The sequence below is a fragment of the Stygiolobus sp. RP850M genome, from assembly GCF_037389295.1.
Classification (GTDB): domain Archaea; phylum Thermoproteota; class Thermoprotei_A; order Sulfolobales; family Sulfolobaceae; genus Stygiolobus.
In genome coordinates, this window is the sequence record NZ_JBBHKU010000025.1 from 1 (window position 1) to 14,925 (window position 14,925).

A 14,925-nucleotide genomic window follows, 5' to 3' on the forward strand; every position below is an offset into this window, starting at 1 on the left:
CTGGTGAGGGCTCTTAACCTGAGGAGCGTGGAGGCGTTCCTCAGGTTCGTTGAACGTTATTTAGGTGGACCGCCGGGGCTGATGAAAATCTTTAAGTTACGTTAAAGTCCCATAACTGCTGAATATAATTTAAGCAACATTACGGTTACAATAACAAACGTAGGTAATGTGCCTAGCACGATTACTTACATCGTAATATCGAATCAGTCCGGAGTTCAATTATTCATAATGTATGTGGGGAAAACTCTTGCTCCATCGCAAAGTATAAACATTACGATATATCCTCAGCAATTATACTATCCTTACTGGCCTAATTGGATGTCAGCACCTATAGACCAGTACATTCCTTATCAGATAACAATAGACCAATGTCATAAACAGCAGACTCCGTATTATCAAGTTCCAATAATCGTAGAGACTCAATACGGAAACATGTTCTACAATAATCTCAGCTATAACCTAGTCTAAAAAAGATAAAGAGTTTTTTAATTAGAATAAGTGAACCACTGCTATACCAAACAGTCCTACGATAAACGCTATGATAACGTATATTATTACTGCTAACACAGCTATTGCTATAGCTCCTAGCCATCCAGTCTCAAATACAGCCTTAAATACAGCTAATATACCTATGATTCCCACTATTATACCTATAAATGGAAAGCCTATGAACGCGAAAATAAATGTTATTATAGTATAGACTATGAAGGCAAAAAGAGTAGCAATTAATGCATCTCCGAAAGAGTTTTCCTTAGATACTGCCTTAGATGCTAGCCATACCGGGATGGACGTTACGATCCATGCTATTAAAAACACTATTACAGCTCCTATTATACCGTGTGAATGTATATCCATATATTATAGTTAAACTCCACATTTATAAAATTACTCTAACATCAAATAAAATTTGTAAATTAACCCTATTTGTAACAAAACATTCAATTTTAAATGACATCAAAATAATACATTTCTAACTTAATCTAAATTGAACTAGTAGAGGAAAAAATCAGCAACGAAAATCTGAGAATGTAGATTATTCCGGTGGTATCTCCTTATAGACTAGGTCAATATCTATTCCTTCCTTACTCCTCACCTTTTTAGCGGTGATATAAGTTATCAGTCCTAGACCTACTAAGGAAGCGATGTAAGCTGTAGCTATCCAGTTAACTCCGCTAGTTCCCACTACACTGAAGGCGTAGTTGTTATATGGGTCTAAGATCTCACCTTCCATTAAGGACATTATCGCCGTAGATAAAGCGGATCCAATTATTAACGGCTTATTTCTCTCCTCAATCCCCACTTTGACACCGGTGAGTGAGACCAAAATAAGGTATGCTAAAGCCAAAGGAGTATAAGAATATAGGGCACTCGCACCGCTTACAGAGATTATTGGAAGAGCTAGGAAGACTAACGTGGTAGCTAAGTCGAGGAGATGAGCGTAAACCGGAGATGCGAACTTGTTAAGCTTTGCGAATATAGCTGGGAATAGTCTATCAAATGCAAATGCGAACACATATCTTGCAAATACTACTACCCCGAAAGCCATGACAAAGAAGTTCCAAGCTATCAGACCAAGACCCAGAATCCACTCGAGTATCTCGTTGTGTGAGAGGAAGATTGCTAAACTCCAAAAATTATAGGTAAATGTAGGATAGTAAGCGGTGTTCGTGGGGCAACCGATTTCGGTATACATCTCGAAGAAAGGCATTGTGATCATGAGGAACGTCATTATACTACCTAGATACAGATTCCATTTTAACGATCCTTCTTTAGCCTCAGTAGCTACTGCTGGCCCCGCATAAAGCCAGATATATGCAAATGACAAGAAAAATGGGATCATGTAGAAAGTTGAAGCCCAGCTGTAAGACCAAGGAGAAGTGTTCTGGGAGGACAGTTGGAACTCACTAATGAAATTAGGGATCTGAGACCTCACTGAACCGACGTTTAAGGCGAAAACTATCATTGCAAGGATTAGAGTAATGGTGGAGAAGATACCGAGAGCGGTAGTTAGGGTGAAGCCCCATTTAGGTCTTATTATATTTAAGAGAATGATTATTACAAACGCTATAGCACCGAGAGCGTAAATTAGGAGGTCTTGAGTCAGCGTAAGAGTTCCGTAAGGATTGACAAATACCGTATTTGAGAGGTTAATCAGTTCACCTTGATGATTGAGTACACCGATCTCGTACAGAACTAGGTTTATCGCTGAGACAGAAAAGAAAGCCGATAGTGCGAAATAAGGTGGCATATTGAATGCAAATGCTACTCCCATTATAGCCCCTACCTTACTGTTTAATTTCCTTGAGATCCATATGTAATCTCCCCCAGTTCTTGGCATCCTCATTAGGAGGCTCGTATATGTGTAGACCAGCGGTAATGTGAGGATAAAGGTAAGCAAAGAGGTTAACCATAGTATTGAGCCCGGTTGAATATAGGGAGAGATTCCTTCGAAAACTGCTAGACCAGCTCCCATATTTGCAACGTTCAACATAACTAAGTCTTTTAGTGTGGCGTTCTTCACTAACCCAGATGACCCTCTCAAAAATAGTTTTGACATAAATCTAGTTAAGTTAGTGAAGTTAAAAAAGCGAACTCAAGTTCGACTTAGATTGTCTAGTATCTATTCGTTTATCGTCAGAGATAATAATTGTTTTTAATCTAAATCAAAAATGTGAGTTGAGATTAGAAGAGAAGAGAAACAATAATTTATGTACTACTTAGAATTATCTTTAGGATAAAAGATTTAGCTCAATTAAAAACAGCTAGACAACAGAAATAAAAGTCACTAATCGAGAGGAGTTTTATCTTTACCCTCTGGTTTCACCTTTTATCTACAGGGACGTAATGTTTATACTCTGGACCCACATACAACGCTCTGGGTCTAATGAGTCTATGTTGTTCTTCTACATACTCTATAAAGTGGGCTAACCAACCTAAGGTCCTCGAGAGAGCGAATAACGCCGTATACATATAAATCGGGAAACCCAATCCATTGAAAACTATCCCAGAATAGAAGTCCGTGTTCGGGTAGATACCCTTTGAGCCGAAAGTTTCAATTCCTAGTTTTTCCAGCCTTTCCGCAATTTCTAAGTACTTCTTTATCTCCGGGTTTTCTTGACTCAGCTGCTGTGCTAATTTCTTAAAGATCTTTGCCCTAGGGTCATACGTCTTATATACTCTGTGCCCAAAACCCATTAATCTCTTCCTTCCCTCGACGATGTTTATCTTAAACCACTCGTCTACTTTATCGGGTGAGCCTATCTCGACGAATTGTTTAAACGCTTCTTCGGCAGCACCTCCGTGCAGAGGCCCTTTAAGTGCGGCTAACGCAGCGACTATGCAAGAGTACATGTCCGAAAACGTAGAAGAAGCTACTAAACCGGCTGTAGTTGATGCAGGAACTTCATGATCAGTATAGAGTATTAACGCTGCGTCCATAGCTTTGATTTCTTTTTCGCCTACTTTTCTGTCAAAGGAAGCTTCGAGAAAACTCTTGGCATAACTTTGGGAAGGTGATGGCATCTTAGGCTTCAGTCCTTCTTTAGCCCTAAAGACGTTTGCTACGACTGTGGCTGTTTTAGCTATTATTTGGATAGCATTATCTCTATCTTTCTCCTTATCCCACTTAGGGTTATAGACTGACGCCATTATGCCAAAGGCGCTCTCCATAATCCCTATTGCGTCGCAATTTCTCGGTAGAGAGTAAATTGCGTTAATAACCTGCTCCGGTACTTCATAATTCTCATTGAGTTTTGCCTTCACTTCGTTTAGTTGCTTCCTATTAGGGAGTTCTCCATATAGCATCAGATAAATTAACTCCTCGTAGGAAGAATGTTCAACTAAATCGTTTATATCATATCCCCTATAACGCAATACTCCGTGATGACCGTCAATGAAGGTAAGTGAAGTAGTCTTTATAAGTACGTCCTCAAGACCCCTACTTATCTCAACCAACCTCAGTCACCCCCTACCCATTCCTCATCCGGTTTAGCGGAAATTGCTGAAAGCAGGTGCTTTTCACTTATGATATCACGGATGGAGATTACACCCACTACCTTATCCTTACCATCTACGACTACAAGGTGCCTTATGTCATATTGATGCATCAGTCTCGCCGCGTTAGAAAGAGGTTCGTCTTCCCTAATCGTAATTAGCTTACCGTAAGTGCCTAATTTCTCTACAGGTTTATTTAAGTCCTCTCCTTTAGCTACTGCTTTCAGGAGGTCTCTTTCGGTAAATATTCCTACGGGTTTGTCACCATCCACAATGAGAACTGAGCCTACGTTATTCTGAGCCATGAGCTTTACGGCATCTAGGGTCTTAGTCCCTACGGGAACTTTAAGAGGGGATTTATTGATTAAAACCTTTACTTTAACTTGGCTCATAAATACTTATATTGAATTTGTAAACTATAAATCTTTCCCAAATTAATAATGAAAGAAAAATATTAAAATTTTAACTAAAAAAGCAACGTTAACTCAGAAGGCGTTTAAGACTTTACTCCTCCTTTAGCCAGTTCCCTATCTAAGTTCTCGTAAAAGTAATAGTTTATAATCTCGTATTGCTCTTTTCTGGTCATCATTTTGTCCATTAAGTTCTTTTGCGTCCCTTCCTTGAGCAAAACTTCTAATGCGTCTTTCATAGCCTTAGCTGCTACCCGGAATATTGTAACGGGAAAAATAACGTACTTATAACCCATAGCCTTGAATTCCTCAGCACTTATTAGGGGGGTCTTACCGAATTCAGTCATGTTAGCTAAGAGGGGAGCCCTCACTTCCCTTGCAAACCTCTCGAACTCATCCTTGCTCTCTAGTGCTTCGGGAAAAATTACGTCAGCCCCAGCCTCCAAGTAAATCTGAGCTCTGGTAATAGCATCGTCTAAACCATAAATAGCCCTAGAGTCAGTCCTGGCTATAATTAGCATATCCTTCCTAGCCTTAAGTGCAGCTTTTATCTTAAGCACCATGTCCCTAGGTCTCACTACCTCCTTACCTTCTAAATGACCGCACTTCTTAGGTAAGACCTGATCCTCGATCTGAATAGCGTTAGCCCCGGCACTCTCCAGCACTTTAACAGTCCTATATACATTCACAACTTCTCCGAAGCCTGTGTCTGCATCGACAATTATAGGAATATCTGTAACTTCCCTAATCCTTCTCACCATCCACGCCAACTCGTCTAACGTGATTATGCCTAGGTCTGGCATACCGAGGGAAGAGGTTAAAGCTCCTCCTGACAGATAGACCGCCTTAAACCCAACCTTTTGAGCTAAGAGGGCAGTAAAAGGGTTAAAGACCCCGGGTATAACTAAGAAGTCAGACTTCCTTAAGACCTCTGACAAACTCTCTCACCTTTATAGTATCAAAATTTTTAATAAGTTCAATTTGTTTCTTACTTAAACCCAGCCTACTCGCCTTTTTCTCTAACTCTTCATCACTCATCGGGTTAGCGTAATGCCCTCTAGGTATTTTGACCTCCTTACTGAACTCTCCCTTATCCGTGATCACTGTTATCTTAGTAGGGAGCTCTTTAGGATAAACTGAAGTGTAATCGTCTCTCTCAACTACCTCTATTAAGTCCATAAGCTTTTCCAATGTGTGCTCTCTTATTAAAGAGTAAGAATCAAGCCAAAAATCCTTCCTGATTAGGCTTACCGCGACTATGAAGGGTAGACTGTGATCAGCTGTTTCCTTGTTTTGAGGTCTCCACTTTTCACGGCTGTCAGCAAGAATCGTTTTCCCAGCTTCATAAGTCTCTACTAACACTTTCCTTATCTCACCGTGGTATTCCAGTCCAGCTGCAGCCTCTACTGCGGCTTGCGCATGGTATTCCACAGGGTACTTCTTGATCATGGTCCTCAGGATCCCCCTTCCGTCTGGTCTAAACTTACTCAAGTCCATATCCCTAGCCACTATGGAAGAGAAACCGAAGACCCCGGAAAACGGTAACTCGGGTGCTGTAAAACCGGATTTAGCTAAGAGAGTTACGAATACAGCGTTCCTGACAGCCTCAGCAGCAGCTCCAGCCTTCCACATGGAGAGCTTACCGCTCCTCGTCTCCCTCAAAGCCACGTGTGGGATTATTGAAAGGGATATGGCGTTCTTTACCTTATTCCGGTCTAACCTGAGGAGGTTTGAGAGTGCTGAAGCCGTTGCTATCTCGAGGAAATTTACGTGATCATAACCCTTCTTTCTTAGGGAAGTAGTGTCACATAAGTTAACACCCACATCGTAGCCCACGGCTATTGCCCTGATTATGTCCTCACCCTTTACTTCAGGAGAAACCGCTAACAATCCCCCTATCATGTCGCTCGGATGTAGGGGCTCTAAGCCTAGATAAGTGTCGTTGAAGTCTAAGTATCTTATTAATAAAGTGTTGTAAAAGGAGGCAAAGTCAGGAGTGGTGGAAAAGTTACCCAAGGTAGGAGTGTTCCCGGGATAAAGGTCACTCATACTCTCGATTATTTTTGCCGGAGGGGAATCTCTAGAGGCTAGTGCAATAGCCACCGAATCCAACACTCTCCTTTTAGCCTCTGCATAAACTTTATCATCGACTTCCTCAACCGAGACTACGTATTCAGCTATTATATCCGAGAGATCCATAACTAATTAGTTCAATTAATGATAATATAATATATTTAATGAGGTAAATTTAAATAAGATTGTTGAGAAGTTTCTCATGTGATAAATCATGACAAAAGTAGCCTTTATTGGATCTGGTAAGATAGGACAAACAATCGCATTTAACACCATAATGGGGGGTTACATTGACGAAGCAGTAATTTACGATATAATCCCAGAGCTACCTGAAAAGTTTGAGCATGAACTCAGGCACGCATTAGCTTCGAGAAAACTCAAGGTAGAAGTGCTGGGGACAAACAACATAGAGGACGTAAACGGAGCAGACATAGTAGTGATCACTGCAGGAAAGCCGAGGAAGCCTGGAATGAGCAGAAGGGACTTATTTGTTGACAACGCGAAGATAATGATAGATCTAGCTGACAAATTAGCTAAGAGAAATAGGGGAGCACTTTACATAATGGTGGCAAACCCAGTAGATATGATGGCTTCAGTTTTCACGAAATATTCTGGTGAATATACGATTAGTACCGGTGATCAAGTAGAGACGATGAGGATGAGGTCTTACATAGCTAAGAAGTTAAAGATTCAAGTGACCGACGTAAATGGGTATGTGGGTGGGGAACACGGAGAAGACGCTGTAGTACTGTGGAGCACGGTAACTGTGAAAGGGAAGCCGTTTGATGAGAGTATGGGAGTGAGTAAGGACGAAGTGGAGGAATATGTAAAGAAAATACCAGGGGAGATAATAAGGGTAATGGGAGGTACTACTTGGGGGCCAGGTACGATCATTGAGGAAATTATAAGGGCTGTGGCTTTAAACGAGAACAAGGTAATGAGTATAGCGTTCCCGCACAAATACGAAGACGAGATCATTCACGTAAGCGAGCCCGTTGTTGTAGGGAGGAGTATAGGACCTTCATTGGAGCCCTTATTAGACGAAAAAGACAGATGGCACTTAATGGCTTCTATTAAGGACTTCTACAGCGTATATAAGGAGAACTTGAAACAGCTCGAGCAGAGCTTGACCGCAAAACAGTAAAAGATCTTTAACGTAAACTTTCTTTTTTCTCCTCTGAACTAGTTCTAATTTAACACGTTGTTGTAAGTGATTATTAAGTGATTACATTCTGTTTCTTTTTGTTTTTTCTTTGATTTATACTTATATATTTCGATATCATAAGTGATATCTATGAAAAGGAGGAGAAGGCTACGACACATTATTCTATCTATCCTCAGCAATAAAGGAGCTATGACTGGTGCTCAGATAATGAGGGAGATAGAGAAGATGACTCAAGGTTTTTGGAAGCCTTCTCCGGGTGTTATATATCCAGCTCTAGACAAGCTCCTTGAGGAAGGTTACGTCTCTATAGCGAAAGTAGAGGGTAGTCAAAAGTTTTACCAGATCACTGAGGCAGGGAAAGAGTTGTTAAGTCCCAGGCATCAGTTAGAGACAGTGATAGAGGAAATCCTTTCAGACCTAAGGTTTATCCTTGAAAATAAGGATGAACTTGACGTAGAGCTAAAAGAGAAGTTGAAAAAAGGACTTAAGGAGGCGATAAGTAATCTTGATTGAAATAGAACACATATCAAAAACTTTCACAGTCAAATCGAAAGAGATACGAGCTTTAGACGACGTGAGCTTTACAGTCCCTAAGTCTAGCATAGGGGCGTTAGTCGGTCATAACGGTGCAGGAAAAACCACACTAATAAAGATCTTATCAACCCTGATTATCCCTGACCAGGGAGACGCGAGGATAAACGGGATCAGTATCAGAGAGGAAAAGAAAGTAAGAAAAGAAATAGGTGTAATGATGGTAAGTGAGAGATCTTTCTACTTCAGGCTTTCGGGCTTTGATAATCTAGTCTTCTTCGGGATCGTCCAAGGCTTATCGATTTCTGAAGCGAAAAAAAGGGCAAAGGAACTCCTCAATTTGGTTGGTTTATCTCAATTTTCCGACATTCAATACATGAAATATAGCACCGGAATGCAAAGGAAACTGGCTTTAGCGAGAGCACTCTTATTAGACCCACCGGTAATTCTGTTAGACGAACCTACACTAGGTATGGATCCAGTTAGTTCAAGGGATTTTAGGAGTCTGGTTAAGGAGATCTCTAAGGAGGGTAAAACGATACTAATGACTTCACATAACATGAAAGAGGTCGAAGACCTAGCCGATAAAATAGTCTTATTAAAGAGAGGTAGAATAGTCTCTCAAGGCACTAGGGAAGAGATCATGTCAAGCATAGGGAAGATCAAGGTAGTTATAACCGACAGTATACCAAGAGGTTACGAGAAATACGTAAGCGGTTTTGTTCAAGGAAAAGTTATACTGAGAATCCCAGAAAAGGGAATAGAGGTAAAAGGTGAAGTAATAGGCGAAGAGGAGCCTACACTTGAGGATGTGTTTGTCTACTTTACAGATGAGGAGATTGACAGCCCTAAAAATAGGAGGAGAGGAGGTGGGTTCAGAAGATGGGAATAATAGATAATCTTTACGCTTACATATACTTACGGGGTTTTAAGATATGGATTAGCTACAGAACACAGTTAGTGCTGAACGTATTATCTTGGGTCTTACCAGTTTTTACTTACTACTTTGTAGGAACTTCTTTAGGAGATAAGGTAGTTAGTTCTATGCATTTTAAAGATGAATCATATGTTTCGTTCGTAGTAGTCGGACTGGCATTCCAAGGTTATATTTCGTCAGTAATAACGACCTTAAGTAGTAGGTTACGCAACGAGCAACTTTACGGTACGATAGAGTATTACGTATTGTCTTCTGGAGGAGTACTGTCATTTCTAATTTATTCAGCATTATGGGGATTTACAATAAATACTGTAAACGCAGTCATGATCTTACTCATAGGATACATTTTAGGTGTCAAGTATAACGTAAACCTCATTTCAGCTATAATCATTATTTTTCTACTACTTAGTTCTTCATTAGGTCTCGGAATGATTTCAGCTGGATTTACGATGATTGTGAAACAAGGGAACCCGATATCTTTCTTCTTTGCCACGTTTACCACACTGACGACCGGTGTAGTTTTTCCCGTGTCAGTCTTACCAGATTTTGTTAAGTTCATCAGCTACGCAATACCCCTCACATGGGCTCTTGAAGGTCTCAGGTATGCCCTGCTCGAGGGTTATTCGTTATCACAAGTCAGCGAATACGTAATAGCTTTGTCATTATTTACCTTCGTTATGATCCCGTTAGGTATCGCGTTTTACTCTTATGCCTTTAAGAGGGCTAGGTATAGAGGGACGTTGAGTGAGTACTGAGACCACTAATTTTTAATAATAAGGGAGGAGATTTTATCTCGATGCAGAAAGTATTCGAAAACAATAATATAAATATTCAGATGTTTGCTCAGGATATTGAAAACTCATTAAAGGATGAAGGATGGCAAACTACCTTAACGCAAAACGGTTCTAACGATTACATCATAAGGGGGACAAAAAAGGCTGGCCACATACACCACAAAGTAGAGGAGATAATAGTGAGAATCAGGGGAGACCCTAACAATGTTATCGTAGTGGTTGAAGAAGAAAACATAGGGGCTTTTGGTAGGATGTGGATAAACGCTAAACTACTGGGAGAAATGGAAAGAAAAGTGAAAGATGGTTTCTACTCCATGTAAAATTAGAACGGTAAGAACAGCGTCTTTTTCTCTTCGTCGTTACTTCACCCTTTACAGCAGTTATGGGATTTCTCGTTAGGTGTAGCCTTGAAGTCAAGGCAAAATCTAATAACTGCTGCCTTTATTTGCTTTCCTATGCCTATCCTTAAACCCTTCCATTCTGGACTTCGCAGACCTGGTTGTGGACAGAAGGGCTAACTCCATTATAGCCCTCCGTATTCTCTCCTTTTCAGCCTTAGTCCACTTCTTTATTACTTTTACAGCTTCTAAGTCTACGTTCAGTATAATGTCTTTAGCTATTTCCTTCGACTTCATGAGAACGTCGTCCGCTATGTAATCAACAATCCCTATTTGTTTTGCCTCTTCAGCAGTGATGACTTCCCCCGTGATCGTCAGCCTGTTTACAGCCCTCCCCCAGTACTTATGCCCTACACTTATGGCCATGGGCGGTATTAGACCCAGCTTTGCCTCAGGTATTGAAAACTTAGACTCTTTACCCCCTACCACCACGTCACAGAACAGCAGTATTTCGCAACCTCCTCCATAAGCTAGCCCGTTAACCGCACATATGAGGGGCTTCTCAAGCTCGATTAGGGACTCCACGGCATAGTAAAGGGTGTCAAAGAACTTCTTAGCATCATCAGCGTCTTTAAGTTCAGCCATGGCAAATATATCATCCCCAGCCGAAAACGCCCTCCCCTCTCCGGTTAAGACCAATACTTTCACATTTTTATCGTTATTAGCCGTTCTAACCTTGTCCCCTAACTCCTTCCAGCTCTCCTCATCAAAGGAATTTAGTCTGTCAACTCTGTCTAACGTAATCCACGCTATACCGTCCTCATCCACTTTGTACTTCATTCCTGCTCGCCTCTTTAATAGCTCTTATTATATTTACGTAACCAGTACACCTACAAATATTTCTTATAGAGTACTTTAACGACTCATTAGCCGCTTTCGGATCTACGTTCTTTAAGTAATCGTAACTAGCCATTAGAAAACCGTGCGTGCAGTACCCACATTGAGACGCGTAATTATTTACAAACGAATTCTTTAGCCACTCCACATCGAGACCTCTAACTGTCCTCACATCCAAGTTAACGGCTTGAACTGCTAAAAACAAGCAAGATTTCACAGAAACGCCGTTAATAATTACAGTACAAGCCCCGCACTTACCTTCGTCGCATCCTTTCTTTACCTCAGTAAACCCGTTTTTACGTAAGAAGTCTACCAATAGAGTTCTGCCCTCTACTCTGTCCTCTATCAACAGCCCGTTAACCCTGACTTTAATTTTGGCTTCATCAATCACTCTCATCCCTTCTCCGGTCTTCCAGCTTATCTTCCTTTCTTCGACTAATCTCAACTCGTAGTCACCTTGGTCAAACGTGTTGATCAATTCTCTGACCAGCTTTAGTCTACCTTCTCCGTTCATATGATGGTCTGACATCGGTTCTTCGTTAACACTCTCCATCGCTTTTATCAACTCTTCTTTGCTGTTTCCTTCTAGGATTATCGGTCTCGGAAAAACACCTCCTATCGAAGCTCTGAGTTTTCCGTCCTTCTTCTTTAATACGGCGAGTACAGCAATAGGATACGCAGAACCTCCTCTCTTTATTGCCTTAAAGTAAAGCTTAGAGCTATTCGGCTCACGAAAGGATACCTCAGTTAGTAACTCTCCCTCCTTTAAAGTGGTAGTATAGGGATCTTCGTACAAGTCTTTAACTTTGATTTTTCTACTTCCCCTTTTACTTAAAACTTTAACCTCAGCGTCTAAGACGAGCAACGCTGGGTAATAGTTTGCAGAGGGGTCTGCGTTAGCAAGAGAACCACCTACAGTGCCCCTATTCCTCACTTGCAAGTCCGCTATACTGATCGCTACGTTCCTCAGAAGAGGGAGATTCGAAGCTATCTCGTTATGTCTAGTTAAAGCCCCGATTCTATAGACTCCACCCTCTCTTTTTACATAATCTAAATCCAACTCGTTGATGTCAACCAACATATCAAAGGGGATCCCCAGCCTCATCATCGGGATGAGACTTTGCCCACCCGCTAACGGTCTCCCTTCTTCTAAAGCCTCTAGGGCTTCCTCCAGGGTCTTCACTCTAACGTATTTGAAAGGTCTAGGGACTCCAAGTACATACATTTAGGTCACCCTTATGGGAGTCTCACTCACCTTTCTCTTTAACAATCTAGACACTGCGTTGGCAATAGCAGCTGGGGCACCCATTATGGGACCTTCTCCACCTCCGTACGCACCAGAAGGAATGTAAGGGGAAGGAGTTTCGAAGTGGATATATTGGATGTCAGTATCGACGAGGTCCCCTAACGTGAGTGACTCATAGGAATCAAAAGTGGTAACCAAGGGATTCCCCCTCTCGTCGTATTTCAGCTCCTCGTACAGAGCCAAGTTAATCCCGTGGATTATACTCCCCGTCATAATACCCTCCAGAATGTCCTTTTCCAGGATTTTGCCTATATCATGTGAGACAACGTATTTGACCACCTTAACTTGACCGTCAATGATCTTAACTACAGCGAGGTGTGCGTTTATCCCATAAGCCAGAGCCGAATTAATTCTATCCCCGTCGACCGGTTTTAAAAGCGGTGAATAAAAATAACCAGTTGAGACAAGAGGAAAGCCGACGTTAAACGCCGAAGGGTTCCAGTGATAAGCTGATACCAACCTCCTGACGTCTACGGACTTCTTCGGGTTTTTAACGTCTAAAAATTGTCCGTTCTGAAATGCTACTTCTTCAGCCTCTAGGTACTTTTTAGCTAAGGTAATTAGCTTTTTCTTCATATCCTCGATAGCGAGAATTAACGCACTTATGATTACCGGAGCAAACCTACTGGAATAACTACCACTAGCCAAGTTCCACGGCTGATCTGTGTCAACTTGGTTAGTCACTGACACTTCATTAGGCTTCAACCCTAACTCCTTACAAACGATATCAACTATAGTTGTCTCGTGTCCGAGTCCTTCATTCGTACCATTTACGAACACAGACAGAGTCCCGTCAGGGTTGAAGCTTAAGGTGAGGTAGTCTGCCGAAGCTGAGTGCGGATTCCTCCTATTGTTTAATGCCAGATCCACGTAGGCTAAGTTAGTAACAGAGGGTTCAACAAAGACAGCTAAACCTACTCCTACATCCTTTTGTCCCTTCCACCTCTCGTATTCCTCCCTTATTGCATTAACAACCCTTAGGTAATCTTGTTTCGGGTAAAGACCTCCTCCGGGCGTCTCATAAAACTCTATACCGTTTATAACTCTATCAAAACGGGTTATAAGGTTCTTAATCCTTAATTCTAACGGGTCTATACCCAATTCGTCAGCTAGGTGATCGATCGCAGTTTCTAGAGCGAAGAAGAATGGTGGTGCTCCGTAGCCTCTATTAAGACCTGTAGGGCTCTTGTTAGTGACTACTACTCTATACCAACCTGAGATGTTCTTTACATCATAAGCACCGTTTAGACACCCTTGAACCCTAAATAGAGCTCCGGGCTCAGGCGGTCTTACGTAAGCTCCAACGTCTTCTACAAAGTTATACCTTATCCCTAGAATCTTTCCGCTTTTAGTAGCCGCTATTTCGACCTCTCCTTTTCTTTCAGATCCAGCGGAACTCGCGATAAAGTGTTCGGTTCTACTTTCCGCCCATCTCACTGGTGCTTTCACGATCTTAGAGGCAGCAGCTGCCAAGGTTATATAAGGGTAAATTTCATATTTAATACCAAAACTACCCCCTATGTCCTTAGGGGTCTTCATCTTCAGCTTAGTTATAGGTATGTTCAACGCCTTGGTAATAAAATAGGCTTGGAGCATTGGACCCTGAATGTTCGCCCACACTCTTAGTTCTTCCTCAAAGTGAACGAGGACTCCGTACGGCTCGAGAGGTAATGCCGAATGTCGTGAGAATTTAAACGGGTGTGTGATTACCACTTCAGCCTTAGAAAACGCATCCTGATCCCCAAAAGAGAACACTTTGTCCATCACAACGTTGGTACCGATCTCCTCGTGAACCAGAGAGTTCCCTTTAAGTGCATCATCGATAGTTACTACCGGCGTTAACTCCTCAAAGTCTACTTGAACGTAATCAAGTAAGTCTATTGCTTTATAGTAGTCCTTTGCGAGGACTAGGACTAAAGGCTCTCCTACGTACTTCACCTTCCTCCTCGCAAAGGGGAAATACTCGATTTTTTTATCGACAGTATTAGGAAAGGGATTTATAATCACTTTGGAAAGGTCTTCCGGAGTTAGGGCGATTCCTCCGTGGGAGAAGACATCCTTGACGTCTATTCTCTTGATTATACCGTGAGCTATAGGACTCCTGAAAATGACCATTTGGAGAGTCCCCAGGAAGTCCGGAATGTCATTGATATACAACCCCTCTCCGTTTACTGCTCTTTCTCCTTCGATATACATAAAATATACATTGTATTGAAACTTAATAAAATTATTAAAGGTAGTTGACTTTTGTGAGGTACAAATCTGTGGAGAGTAAATAGTATGAGAAAAATATGGATAAAACCTTAATATCTAAAAGAGTGGACTTTGATATCATGAGCTCAGGAGGAGAAAAGGGCTTTAAATCAGATGAGAAGGTCGATAAGTGGAGTGTAGTGGTATTTCTTGTAGAGGTATTACTACTTATAGGGATTGTAGGGTCGCTAATTGGGATCTTTCCGGTACTCGCTCACACGTAGGAGA

General features: G+C 41.5%; 16 protein-coding genes and 1 pseudogene. 8 read left to right on the forward strand and 9 right to left on the reverse strand.

Annotated elements, in window-relative coordinates; all coding sequences use genetic code 11:
* Both WIW52_RS01920 and WIW52_RS01925 read left to right on the forward strand, forming a co-directional pair.
* A pseudogene (locus WIW52_RS01920) lies at positions 1–105 on the forward strand (transposase); the annotation flags it as partial.
* Between the two features lie 63 nt (positions 106–168).
* Positions 169–468: a hypothetical protein gene (locus WIW52_RS01925; protein WP_337708270.1), complete on the forward strand. Its 300-nt coding sequence runs from the start codon at positions 169–171 to the stop codon at positions 466–468.
* 21 nt (positions 469–489) lie between these two features.
* On the opposite strand, the gene WIW52_RS01930 is transcribed toward WIW52_RS01925, so the two are convergent.
* The 6 genes from WIW52_RS01930 to WIW52_RS01955 form a co-directional block, all read right to left on the reverse strand.
* Positions 490–855 (reverse strand): hypothetical protein, encoded by a 366-nt coding sequence (locus WIW52_RS01930; protein ID WP_337708271.1) that lies wholly within the window; start codon positions 853–855, stop codon positions 490–492.
* Between the two features lie 178 nt (positions 856–1,033).
* Entirely contained in the window at positions 1,034–2,557 is a 1,524-nt protein-coding gene (locus WIW52_RS01935; RefSeq protein WP_337708273.1) for an APC family permease, read from the reverse strand.
* 263 nt (positions 2,558–2,820) lie between these two features.
* Positions 2,821–3,954 carry a citrate synthase gene (gene gltA, locus WIW52_RS01940; protein WP_337708274.1) on the reverse strand — a complete coding sequence of 378 codons (1,134 nt, stop codon included), beginning with the start codon at positions 3,952–3,954 and terminating at the stop codon, positions 2,821–2,823.
* 2 nt (positions 3,955–3,956) lie between these two features.
* Entirely contained in the window at positions 3,957–4,385 is a 429-nt protein-coding gene (locus tag WIW52_RS01945; RefSeq protein ID WP_337708275.1) for a CBS domain-containing protein, read from the reverse strand.
* A gap of 104 nt (positions 4,386–4,489) precedes the next feature.
* On the reverse strand, positions 4,490–5,341 hold the full coding sequence (prpB, locus tag WIW52_RS01950) for a methylisocitrate lyase (RefSeq protein WP_337708276.1): 852 nt from the start codon (positions 5,339–5,341) through the stop codon (positions 4,490–4,492).
* Positions 5,316–6,602 (reverse strand): MmgE/PrpD family protein, encoded by a 1,287-nt coding sequence (locus tag WIW52_RS01955; RefSeq protein ID WP_337708277.1) that lies wholly within the window; start codon positions 6,600–6,602, stop codon positions 5,316–5,318. Before WIW52_RS01955 ends, prpB begins: the two co-directional genes overlap by 26 nt.
* 88 nt (positions 6,603–6,690) lie before the next feature.
* Here WIW52_RS01955 and WIW52_RS01960 point away from each other — a divergent pair, with 88 nt between their 5' ends.
* From WIW52_RS01960 to WIW52_RS01980, 5 genes are all read left to right on the forward strand, one after another.
* Entirely contained in the window at positions 6,691–7,620 is a 930-nt protein-coding gene (locus tag WIW52_RS01960; protein WP_337708278.1) for a lactate/malate dehydrogenase family protein, read from the forward strand.
* A 150-nt stretch (positions 7,621–7,770) separates the two neighbouring features.
* Positions 7,771–8,154 (forward strand): PadR family transcriptional regulator, encoded by a 384-nt coding sequence (locus WIW52_RS01965; protein WP_337708279.1) that lies wholly within the window; start codon positions 7,771–7,773, stop codon positions 8,152–8,154.
* The gene (locus WIW52_RS01970) at positions 8,147–9,064 is read left to right on the forward strand and encodes an ABC transporter ATP-binding protein (RefSeq protein WP_337708280.1); all 918 of its coding nucleotides are present in this window, start codon (positions 8,147–8,149) and stop codon (positions 9,062–9,064) included. The genes WIW52_RS01965 and WIW52_RS01970 overlap by 8 nt, the downstream gene beginning before the upstream one ends.
* Positions 9,055–9,864, forward strand: coding sequence for an ABC transporter permease (locus WIW52_RS01975; RefSeq protein WP_337708281.1), 810 nt, complete (start codon positions 9,055–9,057; stop codon positions 9,862–9,864). The genes WIW52_RS01970 and WIW52_RS01975 overlap by 10 nt, the downstream gene beginning before the upstream one ends.
* 41 nt (positions 9,865–9,905) lie before the next feature.
* Entirely contained in the window at positions 9,906–10,223 is a 318-nt protein-coding gene (locus WIW52_RS01980; RefSeq protein WP_337708282.1) for a hypothetical protein, read from the forward strand.
* 105 nt (positions 10,224–10,328) lie between these two features.
* On the opposite strand, the gene WIW52_RS01985 is transcribed toward WIW52_RS01980, so the two are convergent.
* Genes WIW52_RS01985 through WIW52_RS01995 form a run of 3 tightly spaced genes read right to left on the reverse strand, consistent with a single transcriptional unit; the run spans position 10,329 to position 14,640 of the window.
* Positions 10,329–11,081 carry an enoyl-CoA hydratase/isomerase family protein gene (locus tag WIW52_RS01985; protein ID WP_337708283.1) on the reverse strand — a complete coding sequence of 251 codons (753 nt, stop codon included), beginning with the start codon at positions 11,079–11,081 and terminating at the stop codon, positions 10,329–10,331.
* Positions 11,062–12,363 (reverse strand): FAD binding domain-containing protein, encoded by a 1,302-nt coding sequence (locus tag WIW52_RS01990; RefSeq protein ID WP_337708284.1) that lies wholly within the window; start codon positions 12,361–12,363, stop codon positions 11,062–11,064. The genes WIW52_RS01985 and WIW52_RS01990 overlap by 20 nt, the downstream gene beginning before the upstream one ends.
* Positions 12,364–14,640, reverse strand: coding sequence for a xanthine dehydrogenase family protein molybdopterin-binding subunit (locus tag WIW52_RS01995; protein ID WP_337708285.1), 2,277 nt, complete (start codon positions 14,638–14,640; stop codon positions 12,364–12,366). It lies immediately after the preceding gene.
* Positions 14,641–14,777: 137 nt separating this feature from the next.
* Here WIW52_RS01995 and WIW52_RS02000 point away from each other — a divergent pair, with 137 nt between their 5' ends.
* A complete protein-coding gene (locus WIW52_RS02000; protein WP_337708286.1) occupies positions 14,778–14,921 on the forward strand; it encodes a hypothetical protein in 144 nt (47 codons plus the stop codon).
* Positions 14,922–14,925 lie beyond the last annotated feature (4 nt).